General features: G+C 74.4%; 20 protein-coding genes. 16 read left to right on the forward strand and 4 right to left on the reverse strand.

Annotation, left to right across the window (positions count from 1 at the left end; genetic code table 11):
• Nucleotides 1–3: 3 nt before the first annotated feature.
• Nucleotides 4–1,107 (reverse strand): carboxylate-amine ligase, encoded by a 1,104-nt coding sequence (locus HS99_RS23840; RefSeq protein WP_030550599.1) that lies wholly within the window; start codon nt 1,105–1,107, stop codon nt 4–6.
• 329 nt (nt 1,108–1,436) lie between these two features.
• Between HS99_RS23840 and HS99_RS23845 the strand changes: the two genes are divergently transcribed.
• From HS99_RS23845 to HS99_RS23855, 3 genes are all read left to right on the forward strand, one after another.
• Complete coding sequence (locus HS99_RS23845; protein WP_030278644.1) at nt 1,437–2,006, forward strand: GNAT family N-acetyltransferase; 570 nt, start codon at nt 1,437–1,439, stop codon at nt 2,004–2,006.
• A gap of 209 nt (nt 2,007–2,215) precedes the next feature.
• Nucleotides 2,216–4,012 (forward strand): glycosyltransferase family 2 protein, encoded by a 1,797-nt coding sequence (locus HS99_RS23850; protein WP_078938721.1) that lies wholly within the window; start codon nt 2,216–2,218, stop codon nt 4,010–4,012.
• Between the two features lie 122 nt (nt 4,013–4,134).
• Nucleotides 4,135–6,255, forward strand: a complete 2,121-nt coding sequence (locus HS99_RS23855; RefSeq protein WP_198429356.1) for an acyltransferase family protein — start codon at nt 4,135–4,137, stop codon at nt 6,253–6,255.
• A gap of 140 nt (nt 6,256–6,395) precedes the next feature.
• Here HS99_RS23855 and HS99_RS23860 read toward each other — a convergent pair whose 3' ends face one another.
• Entirely contained in the window at nt 6,396–6,857 is a 462-nt protein-coding gene (locus tag HS99_RS23860) for a hypothetical protein (RefSeq protein ID WP_030278637.1), read from the reverse strand.
• Between the two features lie 283 nt (nt 6,858–7,140).
• Here HS99_RS23860 and HS99_RS23865 point away from each other — a divergent pair, with 283 nt between their 5' ends.
• From HS99_RS23865 to HS99_RS23875, 3 genes are read left to right on the forward strand one after another with little or no spacing between them, the layout of a single operon-like run.
• Nucleotides 7,141–7,371 carry a hypothetical protein gene (locus HS99_RS23865; protein WP_030278635.1) on the forward strand — a complete coding sequence of 77 codons (231 nt, stop codon included), beginning with the start codon at nt 7,141–7,143 and terminating at the stop codon, nt 7,369–7,371.
• 39 nt (nt 7,372–7,410) lie between these two features.
• Nucleotides 7,411–7,917 carry a hypothetical protein gene (locus HS99_RS23870; protein WP_141763794.1) on the forward strand — a complete coding sequence of 169 codons (507 nt, stop codon included), beginning with the start codon at nt 7,411–7,413 and terminating at the stop codon, nt 7,915–7,917.
• A complete protein-coding gene (locus tag HS99_RS23875; RefSeq protein ID WP_223886159.1) occupies nt 7,914–8,561 on the forward strand; it encodes a class I SAM-dependent methyltransferase in 648 nt (215 codons plus the stop codon). The genes HS99_RS23870 and HS99_RS23875 overlap by 4 nt, the downstream gene beginning before the upstream one ends.
• A gap of 127 nt (nt 8,562–8,688) precedes the next feature.
• On the opposite strand, the gene HS99_RS23880 is transcribed toward HS99_RS23875, so the two are convergent.
• Both HS99_RS23880 and HS99_RS23885 read right to left on the reverse strand, forming a co-directional pair.
• On the reverse strand, nt 8,689–9,321 hold the full coding sequence (locus HS99_RS23880; RefSeq protein ID WP_030278629.1) for a histidine phosphatase family protein: 633 nt from the start codon (nt 9,319–9,321) through the stop codon (nt 8,689–8,691).
• 100 nt (nt 9,322–9,421) lie between these two features.
• Complete coding sequence (locus tag HS99_RS23885) at nt 9,422–10,339, reverse strand: oxidoreductase (protein WP_094742855.1); 918 nt, start codon at nt 10,337–10,339, stop codon at nt 9,422–9,424.
• Nucleotides 10,340–10,387: 48 nt separating this feature from the next.
• Between HS99_RS23885 and HS99_RS23890 the strand changes: the two genes are divergently transcribed.
• The 10 genes from HS99_RS23890 to HS99_RS23935 all read left to right on the forward strand — a co-directional run bounded on the left by HS99_RS23890 (nt 10,388) and on the right by HS99_RS23935 (nt 20,499).
• Nucleotides 10,388–11,413: a DUF5937 family protein gene (locus tag HS99_RS23890; protein ID WP_223886160.1), complete on the forward strand. Its 1,026-nt coding sequence runs from the start codon at nt 10,388–10,390 to the stop codon at nt 11,411–11,413.
• A gap of 20 nt (nt 11,414–11,433) precedes the next feature.
• Nucleotides 11,434–11,784, forward strand: a complete 351-nt coding sequence (locus HS99_RS23895) for a response regulator transcription factor (protein WP_030278624.1) — start codon at nt 11,434–11,436, stop codon at nt 11,782–11,784.
• The gene (locus HS99_RS23900) at nt 11,781–12,749 is read left to right on the forward strand and encodes a D-2-hydroxyacid dehydrogenase family protein (protein WP_030278622.1); all 969 of its coding nucleotides are present in this window, start codon (nt 11,781–11,783) and stop codon (nt 12,747–12,749) included. Before HS99_RS23895 ends, HS99_RS23900 begins: the two co-directional genes overlap by 4 nt.
• 41 nt (nt 12,750–12,790) lie before the next feature.
• Nucleotides 12,791–13,831 carry a hypothetical protein gene (locus tag HS99_RS23905; RefSeq protein ID WP_078866992.1) on the forward strand — a complete coding sequence of 347 codons (1,041 nt, stop codon included), beginning with the start codon at nt 12,791–12,793 and terminating at the stop codon, nt 13,829–13,831.
• 292 nt (nt 13,832–14,123) lie between these two features.
• Nucleotides 14,124–14,996, forward strand: coding sequence for a hypothetical protein (locus tag HS99_RS23910; protein ID WP_030550592.1), 873 nt, complete (start codon nt 14,124–14,126; stop codon nt 14,994–14,996).
• 312 nt (nt 14,997–15,308) lie between these two features.
• The gene (locus HS99_RS23915; RefSeq protein WP_030278615.1) at nt 15,309–16,124 is read left to right on the forward strand and encodes an ABC transporter ATP-binding protein; all 816 of its coding nucleotides are present in this window, start codon (nt 15,309–15,311) and stop codon (nt 16,122–16,124) included.
• Nucleotides 16,125–16,265: 141 nt separating this feature from the next.
• Entirely contained in the window at nt 16,266–17,414 is a 1,149-nt protein-coding gene (gene efeO / locus HS99_RS23920; protein WP_030278613.1) for an iron uptake system protein EfeO, read from the forward strand.
• A gap of 56 nt (nt 17,415–17,470) precedes the next feature.
• On the forward strand, nt 17,471–18,781 hold the full coding sequence (efeB, locus tag HS99_RS23925; protein ID WP_030278611.1) for an iron uptake transporter deferrochelatase/peroxidase subunit: 1,311 nt from the start codon (nt 17,471–17,473) through the stop codon (nt 18,779–18,781).
• A gap of 34 nt (nt 18,782–18,815) precedes the next feature.
• Nucleotides 18,816–19,649: an iron uptake transporter permease EfeU gene (gene efeU / locus HS99_RS23930; RefSeq protein WP_030278610.1), complete on the forward strand. Its 834-nt coding sequence runs from the start codon at nt 18,816–18,818 to the stop codon at nt 19,647–19,649.
• A 226-nt stretch (nt 19,650–19,875) separates the two neighbouring features.
• Entirely contained in the window at nt 19,876–20,499 is a 624-nt protein-coding gene (locus HS99_RS23935) for a DUF4232 domain-containing protein (RefSeq protein ID WP_050366983.1), read from the forward strand.
• Nucleotides 20,500–20,558 lie beyond the last annotated feature (59 nt).

Genomic DNA, 20,558 nt, shown 5'->3' on the forward strand with positions numbered 1-20,558 from the left:
CCCTCAGGGCGTGACGGTGACGGTGGAGCCCACCAGGTGCTCTGCCAGTCCGGCCCAGCCCTGCTCGCGGTACCAGCGCCGCTGGCGGTCCGCGCCGTTGCCCGTGCGGTCGAACTCCCGCCACAGCTCGGCCACCCGGCCGGTGTCGCCGGCCGCTTCCAGGCCCGGGGCGAGGTAGGCGCGCAGCTCCTCGACCACGGCGGCGGCCGGGCGGGCGGTGCCGTCGGCGGGGGAGACCAGCTGCCCGTGCAGCCCGGTGCGGGCGGCGTGCCAGGTCGCGGCCCGTAGCAGCTCCTCGGGGGTCCGCGGGCGCGGGCGCCCCTGCCGCTCCTCAAGGACAGCGGTGGTCACCAGGGCCCGGACCAGGCCGGCGAACAGCTCGGCGTCGGCGACCGTCAGCTGGACGTCCGCCGCCCGCACCTCCACGGTCGGATAGCGCTCGGACAGCCGGGCGTGCCAGTACAGCTGCCCCGCGTCGGCCACCGCTCCGGCAGTCCGCAGTGCCGCCACCCGCTGCCGGTAGTCCGCGGCGTCGCGGAAGGCGGGCGGCGGCCCGCTGACCGCCCACTGGTCGAACTGGACCGTGCGCCAGCTGGCGAAACGGGTGTCCGCGCCGCGCCAGTAGGGCGAATTCGCGCTCAGCGCGATCAGTACCGGCAGCCAGGGCCGCAGCCGCACCAGGGCGCCCAGGCGCTCCTCCTCGTCGCGGACGCCGACGTGGACGTGCATGCCGTTGAGCATCAGGTCGTCGACCAGCGCGGGTGCCTGCCGGTGGGCCCGCCGGTAACGCTCGGCGTCGGTGACCGGCACCGGGCCCGGCGGCCCGAACGGGGCCGAGCCGACCGGTACGACCCGGCAGCCGTGCTGGGCCGCGGCCGCGTTCAGCCCGGCGCGTACCCGGGCCAGGTGGCGGGCCACCCCCGCCAGGTCCTCACAGACCGGCGTCGCGCTCTCCACCTGGACCTGGAGCAGCTCGTGCTGCGCCTCGGCGGGGCGCAGCGCGGGCGCCAGTGAGGCGGTGGCCAGGACCTCGGCGGCCCGGGGCAGTGGCATGCCGTCGCGGGGATCGACCAGCAGGTACTCTTCCTCGACTCCGAGTGTCAGCATGCCGCTCGGCTACCCCGGGCGGCTTCTCGTACACGGCCGGAGCTGCGGGATGCTTCGGAGTGACCTGGTCCGAGCACGCGAACCGGATCCGGGGCACCCTCGGAAACCTCCGGCTGCGAGAGGGAGTTCGGGAGCTCTCGGCTGGTGCGGGTGTGCGTACGGGTGTGGATGGCCCAACGGCCCGGCGTCGTCCGGTGGTTGATCCGGTCGGGAGGCAGGGTGGCCATGTGCCCGCCGGCTGCGCCAGGTGTCTGCCGCCACACCGTGAACTCGGTGACCTGTGGCACCATGCCCCGGAAGTCGACTTTTCCGAGGAAAGGACCAGCGGCATGTCCGACACCGCCACCGGGCCCGGCGCCGTACCCGCCGGGGAGCCCGTCTTCCGCACCGCGACCCTCGCCGACGTCCCGGCACTGGTCGAGCTGGTCGAGTCCGCCTACCGGGGCGAGGCCAGCAAGGCCGGCTGGACCACCGAGGCGGACCTGCTGGACGGGCAGCGTACCGATGCGACGAGCGTTTCCGAGGCCGTCCAGGATCCGGACGGGGTGGTGCTGCTGGTCGAGCGCGACGGCGAACTGGTCGCCTGCTGCCAGCTGGAGCGGCGGCCGGACCGCGCCTACTTCGGCATGTTCTCGGTGCGCCCGACGCTGCAGGGCGGCGGGATCGGCCGGGTGGTGCTGGCCGAGGCGGAGCGGCTGGCCAGGGAGGAGTGGGGTGTCGGGCTGCTGGAGATGAAGGTGGTCGAGCAGCGCGGCGACCTGATCGCCTGGTACGAGCGGCGCGGGTTCCGCCGTACCGGCGTCTACAGCCCCTTCCCGTACGGCGACGAGCGCTTCGGCGTCCCGCGTCGGCCGGACCTTCGGTTCGAGCTGTTGACCAAGGAGCTGAAGGGGGTGTGAGGGCGGCGGGTCCGGGGGCGGGCCGTGGTTCGCGCCGCGCCCGGTTCGTTGATCGTTTGATGGTTCGTCGTCTCGCTGACGCAACGTCAACTGGCTGAGCTGGGGCGATGCGGAGTTGTCACACCTCGTTCATAATTGGTCCAGACCAATGTGAGAGGCTGGGGTCGAACGGCAAGGTTCCGCCCGACGCCCAGGGGGGCCGTCTCCGCATGCCCGTACTCCATGGCACCACCGTGCCAGCACCCGACACCGGCCCGCGCCGGACAGCCGCGGACCCCGACCTCCGCCTGCCGAGCCCGCCCGACGACGAGGAGCTCTACTGGTACTTCGGCCCGCAGCGCCGATGGGTGCTGCTGTGCGCCACCCTCTCCTACGCGGGAGCCACCGCCACCCTCGGCCTGTTCGCGCTGAGCAAGCCGCTGCTGTGGCCGTTCCTGCTGCTCACCCTGCTCAACGCCGCCACCTGGCTGCTCTCGCTCGCCGACGGCCAGCGCGCCCGCCGCTACACCCGCGACTCGCACGACCTGCTGCTGCGCGCCTGGAACCCCGCCCGCCACCCGAGCGTGGACCTGCTGCTGCCCACCGCGGGCGAGCCGCTGGCCGTCCTCGACAACGCCTACCGGCACACCGCCGCCGTCCACTGGCCCGGTGAGCTCACCGTCCTGGTCCTCGACGACGCCGACCGCCCCGAGGTGTGCCGGCTCGCCGAGTCCTACGGCTTCCGCTACCACGCCCGCCCCGACCGGGGCCGGTTCAAGAAGGCCGGCAACCTCAACCACGGCCTGGCCACGGGCGAGGGCGAGATCGTCGCCGTGCTCGACGCCGACTTCTGCCCCCGCCCCGACTTCCTGCACCACCTGGTGCCCTACCTCGACAACCCCGGGGTCGGCATCGTGCAGAGCCCGCAGTGCTTCGACACCGACGCCGACATGTCCTGGCTCGAACGCGCCGCGGGAGCCACCCAGGAGATCTTCTACCGCTGGATCCAGCCCTCCCGGGACGCCCAGGACGGCACCGTCTGCTGCGGCACCAACGCGCTCTACCGCCGCGCCGCCCTCCAGCGGATCGGCGGCTTCGCGGAGATCGACCACAGCGAGGACCTCTACACCGGTCTCGCCCTCGCCCACGTCGGATGGAGCACCCGGTACGTGCCCGCGCTGGTCGCCAAGGGCATGTCGCCCACCGGCCTGCCCGCCTTCATCAGCCAGCAGTACCGCTGGTGCCTCGGCTCGCTCGCCCTCGTCCGCGACCCGGACTTCCGCAAGGGGCCGCTGTCGCGCTCGGCCCGGCTCTGCTTCTGGAACGGCATCCTCGGCTACCTGACCAGCGCGGTGAACGTGTTCGCCGTACCGCTGCCCGCGCTGATCATGCTGTTCTTCGCACCCGGGGAGATCCGGCCCTGGCAGGTGCTCCCCTTCCTGCCGCCGATCTGGGTCGCCCTCGTGCTGCTGCCCGCGATGTCCCGCACCCGCTGGCGCTTCGAGGTCACCAGGGTCCAACTCCTCGGCGGGCTCTGCCACGTGGTCGCCATCGGCCACGCGCTGCGCCGCCGCTCCGCCGACTGGGTGCCCACCGGCGCCGTCTCGGGCGGGACGTCACTGGCCCGGTCCGTCGCCCGGATCGGCGTCGGCTGGCTCGGCCTGGTCGTCCTCGCGGGCAGCGCGGGCCTGGTGCGCGCCGCGCTGGAGTACGGCTGGCGGCCGTTCTGGGCGCTCGCCGCGCTGCTCGGGCTCACCGCGTACACCATGATCCCGCTGATCCGGGCCCTGTGGCCGCTGCTCGGCCGGGGCCAGGGAACCGCCGGGGAGGTCGCCCCACCGGTGCGGCGCCGTACCGGCCTCGGCTCCGGCCACGGTTCCGAGCACGGTTACGGCTTCGGCTCCGGCCTCGGTTCGGACCTCGGCTGCGGCCCCGGCTTCGGGCGGGCGGAGGCCGTCGCCGTCACCGCCGTACTGCTGCTGTGCGGGGTGCTGGCCTCCGGCTGGGCCGATCCGCTGCTCTTCTGACCGTCTGCTCCCACCGCCTCGTTTCCTTGCGCGTCGCCCCACCGGCGCGGATCCCGCCGACCGGCCGCCCCATCGGCCCGGCGGGCCCGACCACCGCTGCCTCCCCAGCAAGGAGCACCGCCGTGTCCACGGCCGTACCACCGACGTCGTCCACGCCTTCCGAAGAACTGCTGCCCGGAGTCGTCCGGGTGGACCGGCAGGCCGCCGCTGTTCCCACTGCCTCCGCCTCCGCCTCCGGCGAGGTGCTGCCGACGGGAGGGCCCCGCCGCCGCAGCACCTTCCGCCCCGACATCGAGGGACTGCGCGGGATCGCCGTGCTCTCCGTCCTCGCCTTCCACGCGGCGGTCCCCGGCCCGACCGGGGGCTACGTCGGCGTCGACATCTTCTTCGTCATCTCCGGCTTCCTGATCACCGGCCTGCTCACCGGCCGCCCGCTCGGCCTCTGGGACTTCGCCGCCCGCCGTGCCCGGCGCATCCTGCCCGCGGCCGCCACCGTGCTGGTCGCCACCGCCGCCGCCGGCGGCGCCCTGCTCGACCCGCTGCGCGGCACCGACCTCGCCCGCGACCTGATCGCCGCCGCCGGCCAGTACGCCAACTGGCGCTTCGTCGGCCAGCAGACCGACTACCTGGCCGCCGAACGCGACCCCAGCCCGCTCCAGCACTTCTGGTCCCTCGGTGTGGAGAACCAGTTCTACCTGTTCTGGGGCGCCCTCCTGCTCGGCCTCGCCCGCTACCTGCACGGGCGGCGCCGCTCCCTGGCGATCACCCTCGCCACCCTGGCCGTCGGCGGCACCTCGCTGGCCCTGTGCCTGCGCTGGACCGCGGCCTCGGCGCCGCTCGCCTACTTCTCCACCGGCAGCCGACTCTGGGAGTTCGCCGCCGGGGCGTGCGCGGCCCTGCTGAGCAGCGCCCTCGCCACCCGCACGCCGGGGCGCGCCGTCACCCGGACGCTGCGGCCGCTCGGCTGGGCGGGCCTGGCAGCCGTGCTCGGGTCGATCCTCCTCTACGACCGCACCACCCCCTTCCCGGGCGCGGCCGCGCTGCTGCCCGTCCTCGGCACCGCCGCCGTGCTGCTCGCGGGCCCCTCCGACCGTCTCGTCGGCGGACTGCTCGCCACCCGCCCGCTGCGTGCCGCCGGGCGCCTCTCGTACGCCTGGTACCTGTGGCACTGGCCGGTGCTGATCATCGCCCAGGCCCGCTACGGCCAGCTGCCCTGGACGGTGCTGCTCGCCCTGACCGCGGCCAGTGCGCTGCCCGCCTGGCTCACCCTGCGCCTCGTCGAGCAGCCGCTGCGGTACGGCAGCAGCCCGGCACCCCGGCGCGGCCTCGCCGTCGGCGCCAGTGCCCTGGTCATCCCGCTGATCGCCGCCCTCACCCTCGGCGGCGGCACCGTCCGCGCGCTCGGCGGCGCCACGAACACCCGGACCGCCGCACCCGCCGGAGCCGTCGACGGGCCCACCCTGCTCGCGCCCGGCACCCGGGTGCTCGGCCTCACCCCCTCGCTCGCCCGGGCCCGGGAGGACTTCCCGCCCGGCAAGGGCTGCGAGATCCCGCTCAACGCCGACAGCAGCCCACGCTGCCTCTTCGGCGACGAGAACAGCCCCGACCGGATCGTGCTGCTCGGCGACTCGCACGCCGGACAGTGGATCTCGGCCGGGCTGAAGATGGCCGAACAGCGGCACTGGGCGCTGGAGGTCCTGGTCAAGCCCGGCTGCCCGCTGGCCACCCTGACCGTGCGCAACGACGTCCTCGGCCGCACCTACGACGAATGCGACCGCTGGCGCGAGGACACCCTCACCCGGCTCACCTCCGGCCCCGAACCCCGGCTGGTCCTGATGGCCGGGCTCAACCGCTACGGCAGCCAGGAGGAGCGGACCGTCGGCTGGACCCGGACCCTGGACCGGCTCGCCGCGCTCGGCGCCCCGCTCGCCTACCTCGGCGACACCCCGATGCCGGGCAAGGACATCCCCACCTGCCTGGCCGCCTCCGACGGCCGCTCCGACGCATGCTTCTTCCCCCGCGACACCGCCTTCGAGCCCGACCCGATGCTCGACGGCGGCCTCGCGGCCCGCTACGGCGTCCGGACGCTCGACCTCGGGCCGCTGCTCTGCCCGGGCAGCGGCCCGAGCTGCCCGGCGGTGCTGGAGGGCGTGGTGCTCTACCGGGACACCGGGCACATCACGGACACCCTCGCCCAGGTGCTGGCGCCCCGGCTGGACAAGGGACTGCTGGGCGCGCCGTGACCGGTCCCCGCGGATGAGGGAGCTGCCCCGGTGCGTGGCCGGGGCGGCTCCGGAGGGGACGGGCCCCGCAACCGGCAGCTGCATTCGAGTAAGTCCCTGTACGCGTCGCACCGTTGAGGTCCGACGCCCCCCGCCCGGAATCAGCCGTAGAACTCGCGGCAGAGGCGGCCCTGCTGGGAGCCGGCCGGCCAGCGGCCGATGCGTTCGGCCTGGTCGCAGATGCTGCCCGGGCCGAGGGAGGGGACGGTCTGGGCTCCGCCGCCCGACGTCGGGCGGGTGCCGGGGCTGGGGTGCGGGGTGCGGCCCGACCTGGGGTGGGCACTGGGGCTCGGGTGCCGGCCGTCGGCGTGCTCCGGCCCGGCCGGGGCGGCCGCCGGAGTGGCCGCCGAAGTGGCCGGGGCACCGATGCTCGCCACAGCGCTCTCGGCGCTGGTGGGGGACGGCAGCGGGGACGGCGCGGGCGTGCCGTCCGTCAGCACGTCCGACGGGGTGGCGGAGGGCGAGGCGTCCGGCAGGGCCACCACCCGCACGTCGTCACCCGAGCCCGGACCGCACATCACCAGGACCGCCGCCAGCACCGCGAGCGTCCCGCCCGCCGCCACCGCCCACACCTTCCGCGAACGGCGCGGCGGCTCCGGCGGCGGAGCCACCGGCGGGCCCGTCCGTGGCGGCCCCGCCTGGGGCGGAACAGGGACCGGTGGCGGCTGCCAGGCGTTCGACGGCCACTGCCACTGTCCTCCGGTGGGCTGCCCAGTCATCTGCTCGTCCTTCCAGCGCGCCCCCGCCGTACCTTTCCGTGCTCAACGAGCGCGCGGACGCCGGGACATGACCCGGAAGAGGGGTCTGGACGGGCGGGGATTGCCACCGCGCCACATGCTGGGGGTCATGGAGACCAACAGCACGACCGCACACCTGATCGAGGTGGCCGAGTTCCGGACCGACAGCCGCTACCGTCTCGTCCATTTCGAGGGGCACGGCTGGGAACCGCTCGCCCCCGAGGAGTTCGAACCCCGGATCCACCAGCTCTTCCCCGGCCTCGACCCGCGTGACCCGGCCAAGGTGCACTGGGCCGACCGCCCCTGGGAATGGCCGGCCTGGCACCCCGGAGAGGCCTGATCCACCGATCACCGTGCCGCCGTTCGCTACGCTTTCCGGGTGAGCGTGGATCACTTCTGGTGTCGCCTGCCGGGTCGGGCCGTGGACACCTGTTCGCCCGAGGAGCTCGGCGAACTGGTGCCCCGGAGCCGCGACCACCGGTACGACCGGCTGGCCGCCGACGGACTCGCCCTCGGGGTGCGGCAGACCGCCGCCCTGATGGAGCTCGCGCTCACCGAGAACGGACTGCATCCCGACCCGGCCGCCCGACTGCCCGTCTACGGCGGTGCCCGCCCGGCGGCCGGGGCCGAGATGCTGGTGCTGCGCCCCGAACAGGTCGCCGCCGCCTCCGCCTTCCTGCGCGGCTCGGCGCTCGGCGAACTCGTCCGTCAGCAGAACACCGTGCTCGCCCGGCGGGTCGCCCAACTCGACTCCGCGCCGCCCTGGTCGGAGACCTGGGCCACCCGCGTCGTCAACGACCTGCGCGAACTGCGGGACTTCTTCGCGGGCGCGGCCGCGGCCGGGGACGCGGTGGTCGTCCGGGAGTCGGCGGGGACGGTCCGATGAGCGCCGCGGACGCCACGAGTGCCGCGGACGCCATGAGTGCCGCGGGCACGGCCGGCACCGCCGGTTATGGCGAGGCGGCGGAGCAACTCGCCGTCCAGTACGAGAGCGTGGCCTTCACCGAGGTCCACCACTCGCTCCTGCACCTCTACCCGGCCGCGCCCGCCGCCGTCCTGGACGTCGGCGCCGGCACCGGACGCGACGCGGCGGCTCTCGCGGCCCTCGGCCACCGGGTGGTGGCCGCCGAACCGACGCCCGAACTGCGGGCCGTGGGCCGGCGCCTGCACCCGGACGCGGACATCCGGTGGGTGGCGGACGCGCTGCCCGCGCTGCCCCGGCTGAGCGCCGAGGGTGAGCGCTTCGACCTCATCCTGCTCACGGCGGTGTGGATGCACCTCACCCCTGCCGAAGGCCCGCCCGCCATGGACGCCCTGGGCCGCCTGCTCGCCCCCGGCGGCCGCCTGGCCCTCACTCTCCGCCACGGCCCCGTCCCGCCCGGCCGCCGGATGTTCGACCTGCCGCCCGAGCACACCATCGCCCTGGCGCGGGCCCGCGGCCTCCGACTGCTCCACCGCGGCGCCCGCCCCGACCTGCACGGTCGGGAGGGCGTCAGCTGGACGGAACTGGTCTTCGGCCGCGGGCAGTGACCGACGGCGGCACTGACCGGCGGCGGCACTGACCGGCGTCCCGGCAGGAGCCGGGGCCGCCGTTGGCCATGGGGTGATCGCTGCCGCATCCTCCGCGGTCGGTCGAGGCGTTTCCGAGAGCGCGGCATCAGATCCGCAGTTCGGGCGGGAAGCCCGTCCAGCGCAGGTCCTCGGGCAGGTGGCCCTGGTCGTTCAGCAGGAGGACGGAGGAGGGGCGCCCGGGGGTGAAGCGCAGGACTGTGAGGGCCGCGTTGGCGGCGTTGAGGCCGAGCCAGCGCCACCTGGGTGCGTCCAGGGTGTGGCGGACCAGCCAGCCGACCAGGAAGGCGTGGGTGACGACCAGTTCGTGCCGCTCCTCGCCGCCCGGGACCGGCCCGGTGAACCGTTCGACGGCCCGGCGGGCCAGCTCCGGACCCCGGGCGAGCTCCTCCGCCGAGGCGCCGGACAGGAACTGCAGCAGGAACTCCGCGCTGTCGGTGGGAAGTTCGTCGGCCGCGGGCAGGCAGGGGACGTAGTCGTCGGCCTCCTCGCAGGCCGACACCGCCGCCCCGCGCAGCTGCTCCCCGATGAGCCGGGCGGTCTGCGCGGCCCGGGGGAGCGGCCCGTGGTGCACCGCCGTGATCGGGCGGTCCGCCAGGCGGCGGCCGAGCAGGACGGCCTGGCGGCGTCCGGCGGCGGTGAGTCCCCCGCCGTCCGGGCCGTCCGAGGTGGCCTCGCCGTGGCGGGCGAGGTAGAGGTAGCGGGTGGCGGTGCCGGGCATGCTGGGGGGCTCCTCGACTCTTCGTTGATCTTCAGGGATCTTCGGTGATCTTCGGGGTTGGTGTCCCTCAGCGACGCCTTCGGAGCGGCTTCCGGTTCCGTCAGCCGGTGTGGGCCTGGTCCAGGAGGGCGAGTTCCTCCGCCGTCAGCCGCACCGCGCCCGCGGCGATGTTGTCCTCCAGGTGCGCCACGTCGCCGGTGCCCGGGATGGCGAGGACGTGCGGGCCGCGGTGCAGCGTCCAGGCGAGCCGGACCTGGGCGGTGCTGATCCCGCGGGCCTCGGCCACCGCCTGGACCTGGGCGGGTTCGGTCGCGCCGGCGCCGCCCTGCCGGCCGTCGCCCGCGATGGCGTAGAAGGGGACGAAGGCGATGCCCTGCTCGCCGCAGAGCCGCAGCAGTTCGTCCTGGGCGGCGGAGGCGCCGATGCCGTACGGGTTCTGCACGCAGGTGACCGGGGCGATGGTCCGGGCCTCGGCGAGCTGGTGGGGGTGGATGTTGGACAGTCCGAGCCGGCGGATCAGGCCGGCCTGCTGCAACTCGGCGAGCGCGCCGAAGCGTTCGGCGATCGAGTCGGTGCCGAGGATGCGCAGGTTGACCAGGTCGAGGTGGTCGCGGCCGAGTTGGCGCAGGTTCTCCTCGACCTGGGCGCGCAGCCCGGCCGGGGTGCGGGCGTGCTCGGTCCACTGGCCGTCGGGGCCGCGGGCGGGGCCGACCTTGGTGGCGATCACCAGGTCGTCGGCGTAGGGGGCGAGGGCGCGGTTGATCAGCTCGTTGGCGGAGCGCAGCGGGGAGAAGTAGAAGGCGGCGGTGTCGATGTGGTTGACGCCCAGTTCGACGGCGCGGCGCAGCACCCGCAGGGCCTGCTCGCGGTCGCGCGGCACGGCGTCGGGCATCAGCGCCGGGCCGGTCTGCGGCAGGCGCATCGCGCCGAAGCCGATCCGGTGGACGGTGCGGTCGCCGAGCTTCCAGGTGCCGGAGGCGGAGGCGGTCACAGTGGTCACGGTGGTGTCGGAAGTCATGTCGGTCATGATCGCTTCTGGACTAACCTGACCGCCACTGATTCGCGAATGCGCGAATCCGATGGGACGGCCGAGGGGTGGGCGTTGGCGGAGCTGCTGTTCACGGCCGGTGACCTGGCGCGGATGCGGTTCGCGGTCGCGCCGATGTGGGAGGTCGGACCGAGCCTGCGGCTGCTGCGCGCGGGGCTCCCGCACGCCGTCCACGGCCCCTGGGCGGAGCAGGTGCGGCCCCGGCTGACGGCGCTCGGCCCGGCCTTCGGACTGCTCGCCGAGCTCGTGCCGCCCACCGGCTACGTGCCCGACTTCATCAACCCGGCCCCGGCCGGGCCCGCGCCGACCCTCGCCGAGGAACTCGCCGCGATCCGGGCCACGCCCGCCGGGCAGGTCCGGCGCGACCTCGACCGGCTCGCGGCGGAACGCGGCGCGCTCGGACCGAGGCTGCGGGCCCTGCACGCCGATCCGGAGGCCGGACTGGCGCGCCTCGCCGAGGCGGTCGAGGCGTACTGGGAGCTGGCCCTCGCGCCGTACTGGGCGAGGATCCGCGCGGTGCTCGACGCGGACGTGCTGCACCGGGCGCGGCAGGCGGCCGAGCACGGCGCCGAGCGGGTGCTGAACGACCTCCACGCCGAACTGCGGTGGGCGGGAGACGCCCTGCGGCTGAGCCGCCGCTCCCGCCCGATGCCGCGGGGGACGGCCGGGCCGGGCCTGCTGCTGATCCCCTCCGCGTTCACCGGGCCCGGTCTGTACACGCTGATCGCCCCACCGGGCCCGCCCCAACTCGCCTACCCGGCCCGGGGGATCGGCGGCCTGTGGCACACGGCCGCGGCGCCGGCCCCCGGATCGGCGGCGCTCGCGGCGGTGCTCGGCCGCTCCCGCGCCCTGCTGCTCGCCGAACTCGCTGCCCCCGCCGCGACCACCGAACTCGCCCGCCGCACCGGGCTGTCGCCCTCGGCCGTCTCCCAGTACCTGACGGCGCTGCGCGACGCGCGCCTGGTGAGCGCCCACCGCGCGGGCCGCTGGGTGCTGTACGCCCGGACGGCCGCGGCGGAGGCACTGCTGAACCCGGGGAACTGACGCCCGCTAGGCTGCCGGGCATGGACCGGAAGGAACCCGTGGAGCAGCCGCAGGGCCCGCTGACCGCCTTCGGCGGTCGCCTCGCCCTCGACCCGGACGCCAGGACCGCCACCGTGGACGGCCGCGCCGTCCCGCTCACGTACCAGGACGTCCGCGGCTTGCGCACCCTGATCGAGCTGGGCGAAGGGCTGCACGACGCGCGGGACGTCCTGCTGTACGGCTGGGGCGCCTGGACCGACCCCAGGGAGCTGCGGTACCCGATGGCCGTCCTGCGGGCGAAGCTCGGCGAGCCGTGGTGGATCGTCCGGGACGGGGACCGTTACGGCCTGCGGCCCCCGGGCCCGCCGCCGTCTGGCAGGCTGCCGTCATGACGCTTCCGATACTTCGCTGCGCCGTCCTGGACGACTTCCAGGGCGTCGCCACCAGCTCCGCCGACTGGTCGTCGCTGGCCGACCGGGTCGAGGTGACGTCCTTCCGCGAGCACCACGGCTCGGAGGACGAACTGGCCGCCGCGCTCGCCGGGTTCGACATCGTGGTCACCCTGCGCGAGCGGGTGCCGTTCCCCGCCACGCTGTTCGCCCGGCTGCCGAGGCTCAAGCTGCTGATCGCCTCCGGCATGCGCAACTCGGTCATCGACCACGCCGCCGCCGCGGCGCACGGCGTCACGGTCTGCGGCACGGCCAGCTCCGGCACCCCGCCGGTGGAACTGACCTGGGCGCTGCTGCTCGGCCTGGCCCGCGGGATCGTCCAGGAGAACACCGCGCTGCGCGAGGGCGGCCCGTGGCAGAGCACCGTCGGGGCCGACCTGCACGGGCGGACGCTCGGACTGCTCGGCTTCGGGCGGATCGGCGCGCTGGTGGCCAGAGTGGGGCTCGCGTTCGGCATGGAGGTGCTCGTCTGGAGCCGGAGCCTGACCGACGAGCGGGCGGCCGAGGCGGGCGTGCGCCGGGCTCGGTCCAAGGAGGAACTGCTGCGGGAGAGCGACTTCGTCTCGGTCCACCTCGCCTCGAACGCGGAGACCCACGGGCTGATCGGCGCCGCCGAACTCGCCCTGATGAAGCCCGACGCCTACCTGGTCAACACCTCCCGCGCGGCGATCGTCGACCAGGACGCGCTGCTCGCCGCGCTCACCGAGGGCCGGATCGCGGGCGCCGCCCTGGACGTCTTCGACGTCGAGCCGCTGCCCGCCGACCACCCGCTGCGCACCGCGCCCCGGCTGCTCGCCACCCCGCACCTGGGGTACGTCTCGCAGGACAACTACCGGCGGTACTTCGGCGAGGCGGTGGAGGACATCGAGGCCTTCCTCGAGGGTGAGCCGATCCGCCGTCTGGGCTGAGACCGGCGCCCGTGCCCGGGCCCCGGTCGGATACTGACCGCATGACGAGCGGAGACGGCTACGGCTACCGGGGGACGGGCCGACGCGGGGTGCTGCGGGCGGGGGCGGCGGCGGTGCTGCTGGGGGCGGTGGGGTGTTCGAGCGGCGGCAAGCCCGGCGGGGCTTCCACGAGTTCCGTCGCCGCGCCGACCGCGACCCCGACTGCAGCCACCACCCCGACTGCAGCCCCGACCCCGGCCGCGACGCCGACCCCGCTGCCCAGTCCGCCGCTCTGGCAGCCCGGCCCCGGCGAGATCCAGCCCGACGTCAAGCGTCGCGCCGTCGAGCTGGTCGCCGCGCTCGGGGCCTGGCCGCCCGGCGGGCAGGGCGTGGAGCCGGGCCGGGCCCGGGTGGCGGCGCTCGGGCTGCCGCCGGGGCTGGCGGACCAGGCCGGGCGGCTCGCCCCGGCGGCGGTCGAGGCGAGCCTGGAGGTGATCGACGCCCAGTACGGCGGGATCCTGGCCGACTCGGCGAGCGTGCTGGTGGTCTGCCGCCAGTGGACCCGGCAGTCGGACGGTTCGGTGGCCCCGGGCGGGATCACCGTGGACGTCCGGCTGAGCCGGGCCGAGCCGCGCTGGACCGTCATTGCCCTGCACCCGGGCGATCCGGGCCCGGCCGCCGCCTCGCCCGCCCCGGCGGTGGCCAAGGTGCTGGCCGAGCCGAGGATCGAGCTGCCGCCCGAGGCGGAGGCCGACCTGCTCAGCGGCAACGTCCACGACACCGTGCCGACGGCGATGCTGCGGCTGGCCGGCCCGTACACGCTCTCGGTGAGCGTGGTGCGCACCGGTCACCCGCTGGACGTCTTCGGGACGACCCGGCCCAGCGACCATCCGCTGGGCCGGGCCTTCGACGTCCGGCGGATCGACGGACGGGCGGTGGTGGACCCGGCCACGCCCCGGCAGCTGATCGAGTCCTTCATGCGGGACGCGGCGGCGGCCGGTTCGTACAACGTGGGCGGGCCGGTGGCGATCGCGGGCGCCGGCAACCAGTTCTTCACCGACGACACCCACCACGACCACGTCCACATCGGGTTCAACAGCTAGCGGCGGCAGGCGGCCGGGTGGGCTGGTCGGCCAACTTGACGCGATCGTGGACGACCGGGCTTGTGGGCGGCGCGCGGCTGGCTGCCGCGTGACGGCAGGCCTAAGCTCTCGGGGCATGGACGGATGGGTGGGGGCCTGGACCGGCGGGCGGGCGGCGGTGCACTTCGGGAACGTCGCGGATTTCAACGCGCAGTTCTTCGCCCCGGGCACGGACGCCTAGCAGCGCGCCCGGCGGCTGCGGCAGGCGCACCACTACGCCTGCCTGGCCGTCGGGTACAGCCCGGAGCCGGCGGTGCTGGTGCTGCCCGCCGAGGTCGACCGGGAGTGGACCGACTGGCTGGCCCGGGAGTTGGAGTGGGGCCCGGTCGAGGTGCACAGCGGAGTCGCGGACGGCCGGACGTTCGCCGAGGCGCTCGCCGCCCGGCCCGCCCTCGCCGCGCGGATCGCCGACTCCGGTCTTCCGGTGCTCAGTTGGGGCCGTACCGCCGCGCAGGGCGAGGGGCCGGAGCTGGCCGCCGTCCGCCGCTACGAGTCCAAGGCCGCCGCGCACGGGCTGTTCGCCGCCCTGGCCGCCGAGCACCCCGGGATCGTCGTCCCCGCGCAGGAGCGCCCGGAGAGCCGCCGCCGGGCGGCGCGGCGGCTGACCGTCCGCGCCGCCCGGGGGCTGACCACCGTACTGAAGAGCCCGCACGGCGTCGGCGGCTACGGCACCGTCGTGGTCGAGCCCGCCGAGCTGTTCGCCGCGGGCGGCGGGAGCGCCCTGCTGCGCCGCCTGGTCCGCTCCGACACCATGCCGCGCCACGGCGAGTTACTGCTGGAGGAGTACGTCGCCCCGGGCCCGGCCGCCCGGCTGCGCGACCTCACCTACGACGCCGTGGTCGGCCCGGACGGCGCCGTGCACCCCGTCGGTGCCGGCGCCATGGAGGTGGCCGGCACCCGCTACCAGGGCGTCACCGTCGGCCCCGGCGCCGTCCCCCGGGCCGCCGCCGAGACGGCCCGCCGGTTCGCCCTCGCGGTGGGGGAGCGGCTCGCCGCGGACGGCTACCGCGGCTGGTTCGACGTCGACTTCGTCACCGACCGGCCGACCGTCAGCCGCTTCCCAGGGGTCGGCTCCACCTCGACCACGGCCGCCTCCCGCACCGCGGGGTGGGCGCGCTCCCCGTAGGTCAGCTCCGCCCCGCCGCAGCGCACCGCCACCGCCTGCGGCGCCCGGCGGGCCTGCCGCTCGACCAGTCCGTGCACGGTCCCCGGCCGCTCCGAGTCAGCCACCATCACGCCTCCCCCTCGCTCCCCTCGGAAAGGCACCATGTTCCTCCCAACTCCCCTCGTGCAACAGGGTTCTGCCGCGTCCACCCATCGGACGGACGGAGTCCGCCCAGGCCGGCGGTTGTACGGTGCACACGGACGGTCGGCGCCGGCCCGTCCGGTGCGGCGCCCCCGCCCGCACCCTGCCCGGCGCCATGAATCGGAGTTCCCCATGAGCCCGTCCTTCGACGGCCCGCTGCTGCGCACCCAGGATGTGGACGTCGTGCGCGACGGCCGGCACCTGCTGCGCGGCATCACCCTGGAGATCCGGCCCGGCGAGCACTGGGCGCTGCTCGGCCCCAACGGGGCGGGCAAGTCCACGCTGCTGGCCCTGCTCGGCGCGGTCTCCCACCCCACCCGGGGCACGGTGGACGTGCTCGGCCGCCGACTCGGCCGCGTGGACGTCCGTGAGCTGCGCGCCCACCTCGGGCACGTCAACCCGCGCCACCCGCTGCGCTCGCCGCTGAGCGTGCGCGAGGTGGTGCTCACCGGCTCCACCAACACCATCGAGCCGGAGTGGCACCGCAAGCCCGCCCCCGAGGCGGTGGAGCGCGCCGAGCAGCTGATCGAGACGCTCGGCATGGGCGCGATGGCCGAGGCCCCGTGGACCACCCTCTCCCAGGGCGAGCGCGGCCGGGCGCTGATCGCCCGTGCGCTGATGCCCAGCCCCCGGCTGCTGCTGCTCGACGAACCCGCCACCGGGCTGGACCTCACCGCCCGCGAGCTACTGCTGGACAGCCTGGACCTGCTGCGCCACCAGCACCCGGAGCTGGCCAGCGTGCTGGTCACCCACCACCTGGAGGAGCTGCCGGAGAGCACCACCCACGCCCTGCTGCTGCGCGGCGGCGAGTGCGTGGCGGCCGGGCCGGTGGACGAGGTGATGACCACCGGGCTGATCAGCGAGACCTTCGGCCACCCGATCCGGATCAGCCGCCACGAGGGCCGCTGGACGGCCCGGGCGGCGGCCCGTCGAGCCCCCGGCAGGTAGCGGATCGGGTCGGGCGGGGGGCCGGGTATCGACGGTAAAGAGTTCTTACGTAAGGTATGCCTTAGCTAAAAAGGAGGCGCCGGCCCGGTCGGCGCTTTACCCGGCCTTGGCACCCCCATGCCCTTTTCCGTTGGAGCACCCATGCCCGCCCGCCGCCGTTCCACCGCAGCCGCCCTGCTCAGCCTCGCCGTGGCGACCGCCGCCCTGGCCGGCTGCGCCTCGAAGAAGGACGACAAGGCCGGCGGCGCGGACGCGGTCAAGATCAACGCCACCGACACCGCCTGCGAGGTCTCCACGACCAGCTTCCCGGGCGGCCACGTGGTGCTGGACATCAGCAACAAGGGCTCCAAGACCACCGAGGTCTACGTCTACGCCGCCGGGGACAAGATCGTCACCGAGCGGGAGAACATCGGCCCCGGCACCAAGGCCTCCATCAACGCCGAGATCAAGGCCGGCTCGTACGAGATCGCCTGCAAGCCCGGCATGGTCGGCGACGGCATCCGCCAGAAGATCACCGTGACCGGCGAGGGCGGCAGCACCGCCCCGGCCGACCCGCGTCTGGGCGCCGCCGTCGACTCCTACCGCAAGTACGCCCAGGAGCAGGCCGACGCCACCGTCCCGGCCGTCGAGGCCTTCGCCGCCGCGATCAAGGGCGGCGACCTGGAGAAGGCCAAGTCGCTGTACGCGCCCTCGCGCACCGGCTGGGAGCGCACCGAGCCGGTCGCCGAGAGCTTCGGGGACGTCGACCCCAAGACCGACACCCGCGAGGACAAGCTGGAGCAGGGCCAGCAGTGGACCGGATGGCACCGGCTGGAGAAGGCCCTCTGGGCCGACGCGAAGACCGGCGACGACGAGAAGAAGCTCGCCGACCAGCTGGTCGCCGACCTCAAGGACTGGCAGAAGAAGATCCCCGAGGCGGAGATCACCGCGACCAGCATGGCCAACGGAGCGAAGGAACTGCTGGACGAGGTCGCCACCAACAAGATCACCGGCGAGGAGGACCGCTACAGCCACACCGACCTCGCGGACTTCCAGGCCAACGTCGAGGGCGCCCAGAAGGCCTACGAGCTGCTGAAGCCGGTCGCCGCCGAGAAGGACCCGGAGCTCGCCAGGACGCTCGACTCCGAGTTCGCCGCCATCACCGCCCTGCTCGCCAAGTACAAGCAGGCCGACGGCACCTTCACCCCCTACGACAAGGTCACCGAGGCCGAGCGCAAGGCCTTCTCCGACGCGGTGAACTCGCTGGGCGAGCCGCTGTCGAAGCTGGCCGCCGCCGTGGTCGTCAAGTAGCCGGTCCCCGACCGAAGTCCAGTAGTTCCGCAAGAGTGAGAAGGGCCCGCCCGCCGATGGACGCCGAGAACGAGCAGCAGAACGGCACCCCGGCCGCTGCCGCCACTGCCACCCCCGACCGGGCCGCGGTCAGCCGGCGCGCCGTCATCGGCTGGGCCGGCGCGGGCGTCGCGCTCGGCGTCGCCGCCGCCGGCTCGGTCGCCGCGGCCGTCCGGCAGGACGACGACCCGGCCCCGGCGGCGAACGCCGTGGTCGGCGGGGAGGTGCCGTTCTACGGCGAGCACCAGGCGGGCATCTCCACCCCGGTCCAGGACCGGCTGCACTTCGCGGCCTTCGACGTCTCGGAGAAGGCCACCCGGGACTCCCTGGTCAAGCTCCTCAAGGAGTGGACCAGGGCGGCCGCCGCGATGACCGGCGGCCGCGAGGTCGGCACCGGCGCCGTCCCCGCCTCCGCCGAGGCGCCGCCGGACGACACCGGCGAGGCGCTCGGCCTGCCCGCCTCCAGGCTCACCCTCACCATCGGCTTCGGGCCGAGCCTGTTCGAGAAGGACGGCATCGACCGCTTCGGCCTCAAGGCCCAGCGCCCCGACGCCCTGATCGAACTGCCCACCTTCAAGGGCGACAAGCTCGACCCGCTGCGCAGCGGTGGCGACCTCTGCGTCCAGGCCTGCGCCGACGACCCCCAGGTCGCGGTGCACGCGATCCGCAACCTGGCCCGGATCGGCATGGGCACCGTCAACATCCGCTGGTCCCAGCTCGGTTTCGGCAAGACCTCCTCGACCACCCCGGACGAGCAGACCCCGCGCAACCTGATGGGGTTCAAGGACGGCACCCACAACATCGCGGGCACCGACACCGCCAACCTGTCCGAGCACGTCTGGGCCGCCCCCGGTGACGGCCCGGAGTGGATGACCGGCGGCTCCTACCTGGTCGCCCGGCGGATCCGGATGCACATCGAGACCTGGGACCGCGCCTCGCTCAAGGACCAGGAGGACACCTTCGGCCGCACCAAGGGCGAGGGCGCCCCGTACGGCAGGGCCAAGGAGCACGACGCCCCGGACCTCAAGGCGATGCCCGCGACCTCGCACGTAGCCCTGGCCCACCCGGACGCCAACAACGGCCTGATGATCCTGCGCCGCGGCTTCTCCTTCACCGACGGCACCGACGGCCTCGGCCGCCTGGACGCCGGACTGTTCTTCCTCGCCTACCAGCGCGACACCCGCAAGGCCTTCGTGCCGCTGCAGCAGCGGCTCGCGGCCTCCGACAAGCTCAACGAGTACATCCAGCACGTCGGCTCCGCCCACTTCGCCTGCCCGGCGGGGGTGCGCAAGCCGGGGGAGTGGTGGGGCCAGGCCCTCTTCGGCTGATGTCACCCACCCCCACCACCACGAGGAGTCAGCCGTGTTCGGCAACTACCTGATCGGCCTGCGCGAAGGCCTCGAAGCCAGCCTGGTCGTCTGCATCCTGATCGCCTATCTGGTCAAGACCGACCGCCGGGACAAGCTGCCGCCGGTCTGGCTCGGCGTCAGCGCGGCCGTGGTGCTCTCCATGGCCTTCGGCGCGGTGCTGCAGTTCGGCTCCTCACAGCTCACCTTCGAGGCCCAGGAGGCGCTCGGCGGCTCGCTGTCGATCATCTCGGTCGGGCTGGTGACCTGGATGGTGTTCTGGATGCGGCGCACCGCCCGGCACCTGAAGACCGAACTGCACGGCAAGCTGGACGCGGCGATCGCGATGGGCACGACGGCCCTGGTGGTCACCTCCTTCCTGGCCGTCGGCCGCGAGGGCCTGGAGACCGCGCTGTTCATCTGGTCGGCCGTGCAGGCCACCGACGACGGCTGGAACCCGCTGGTCGGCGCCGCGCTCGGCCTGCTCACCTCGGTGGTGCTCGGCTGGCTGTTCTACCGGGGCGCGCTGAGGATCAACCTGGCGAAGTTCTTCACCTGGACCGGCGCGATGCTGGTCGTGGTCGCGGCCGGCGTGCTCGCCTACGGGGTGCACGACCTCCAGGAGGCCGGCTGGCTGCCCGGCCTGCACTCGCTGGCCTTCGACATCTCCAGCACCATCCCCAAGGACAGCTGGTACGGCACCCTGCTGAAGGGCGTGTTCAACTTCCAGCCGGACCCGACCGTCCTGCAACTGGTGGTCTGGCTGGCCTACCTGCTGCCCACCCTGGCCGTCTTCTTCAACCTCTTCGGGAGCAGGGCGAAGCCCGTCACCGCCAAGTCGGCCGCCTGACCCGGCAGTTCGACCTCACTCCACCCGCCCCGCCCGGCCGTCGAACGCCCGGCGGGGCGGTGTCGTTCCCGGCGGCGGGTGACCGTCCGTGAGCGCTACTCCTCGTACGCACCACGCGGGATCCCCGGGTGGAGTGGCACCTCCGGCCTGCCGCGGTCATGCTGGGAGGCGGACGGCCTCGCTCGACCTGCGTACCTCGCACCACCCGCGTACCCACGGAGAGAACATGAACGTCCACAAACCCTCCTGCTCGTCCGTCATCGGCACCGGCACGCTCGCCGCCACCCTCCTGCTCACCGTGTGCGGCACTGCCGGAGCACAGACACCGCCGACGGCGGTCGACAAGGCCACCACCGCCACCGCGGCGGCGGCTCCCCGGTCGGCCACTCCCCGCTGCACCGCCGACGACCTCGCCGCGACCGTACAGCTCCAGAACACCGGCTCCGCGAAGAACGCCGGTTCCGCGATGGTGATGCTGCAGAACAAGGGCAGCCGCACCTGCACCCTGCGGGGCTACCCGGGCTTCGCCGGACTGCTCGCCAACAACCGTTCGGACAGGCTGGCCGTCAAGCGTGTGCCGCACCCCGGGCCGCCGATGCGGGTCACCCTCAAGCCGGGTGCGACCGCCTTCGCCGGTCTGAAGTGGACCACCTGCCAGAAGTCCGACAAGAACTGCCACGTGATCGCCGGGCTGCGGCTCACCCCGCCGGACGGGAACAGGCAGCTGACGGCCAAGGTGGTCGGCCTGAACGGTCAGGCCGTCACCCAACTGACCGTCTCCGCGGCCGGACTGACCACCGGCACGCTGCAACCCACCAGCCAGGGCGTGGTGTTCGCGCCTGGATCGTGACGCACCTTGGCCATGACGCGCAGGAGCCCCGGACGGTGTGACCGTCCGGGGCTCCTGTC

Origin of the sequence: Kitasatospora aureofaciens, assembly GCF_001188955.3 — a bacterium.
Lineage (GTDB): Bacteria > Actinomycetota > Actinomycetes > Streptomycetales > Streptomycetaceae > Kitasatospora > Kitasatospora aureofaciens.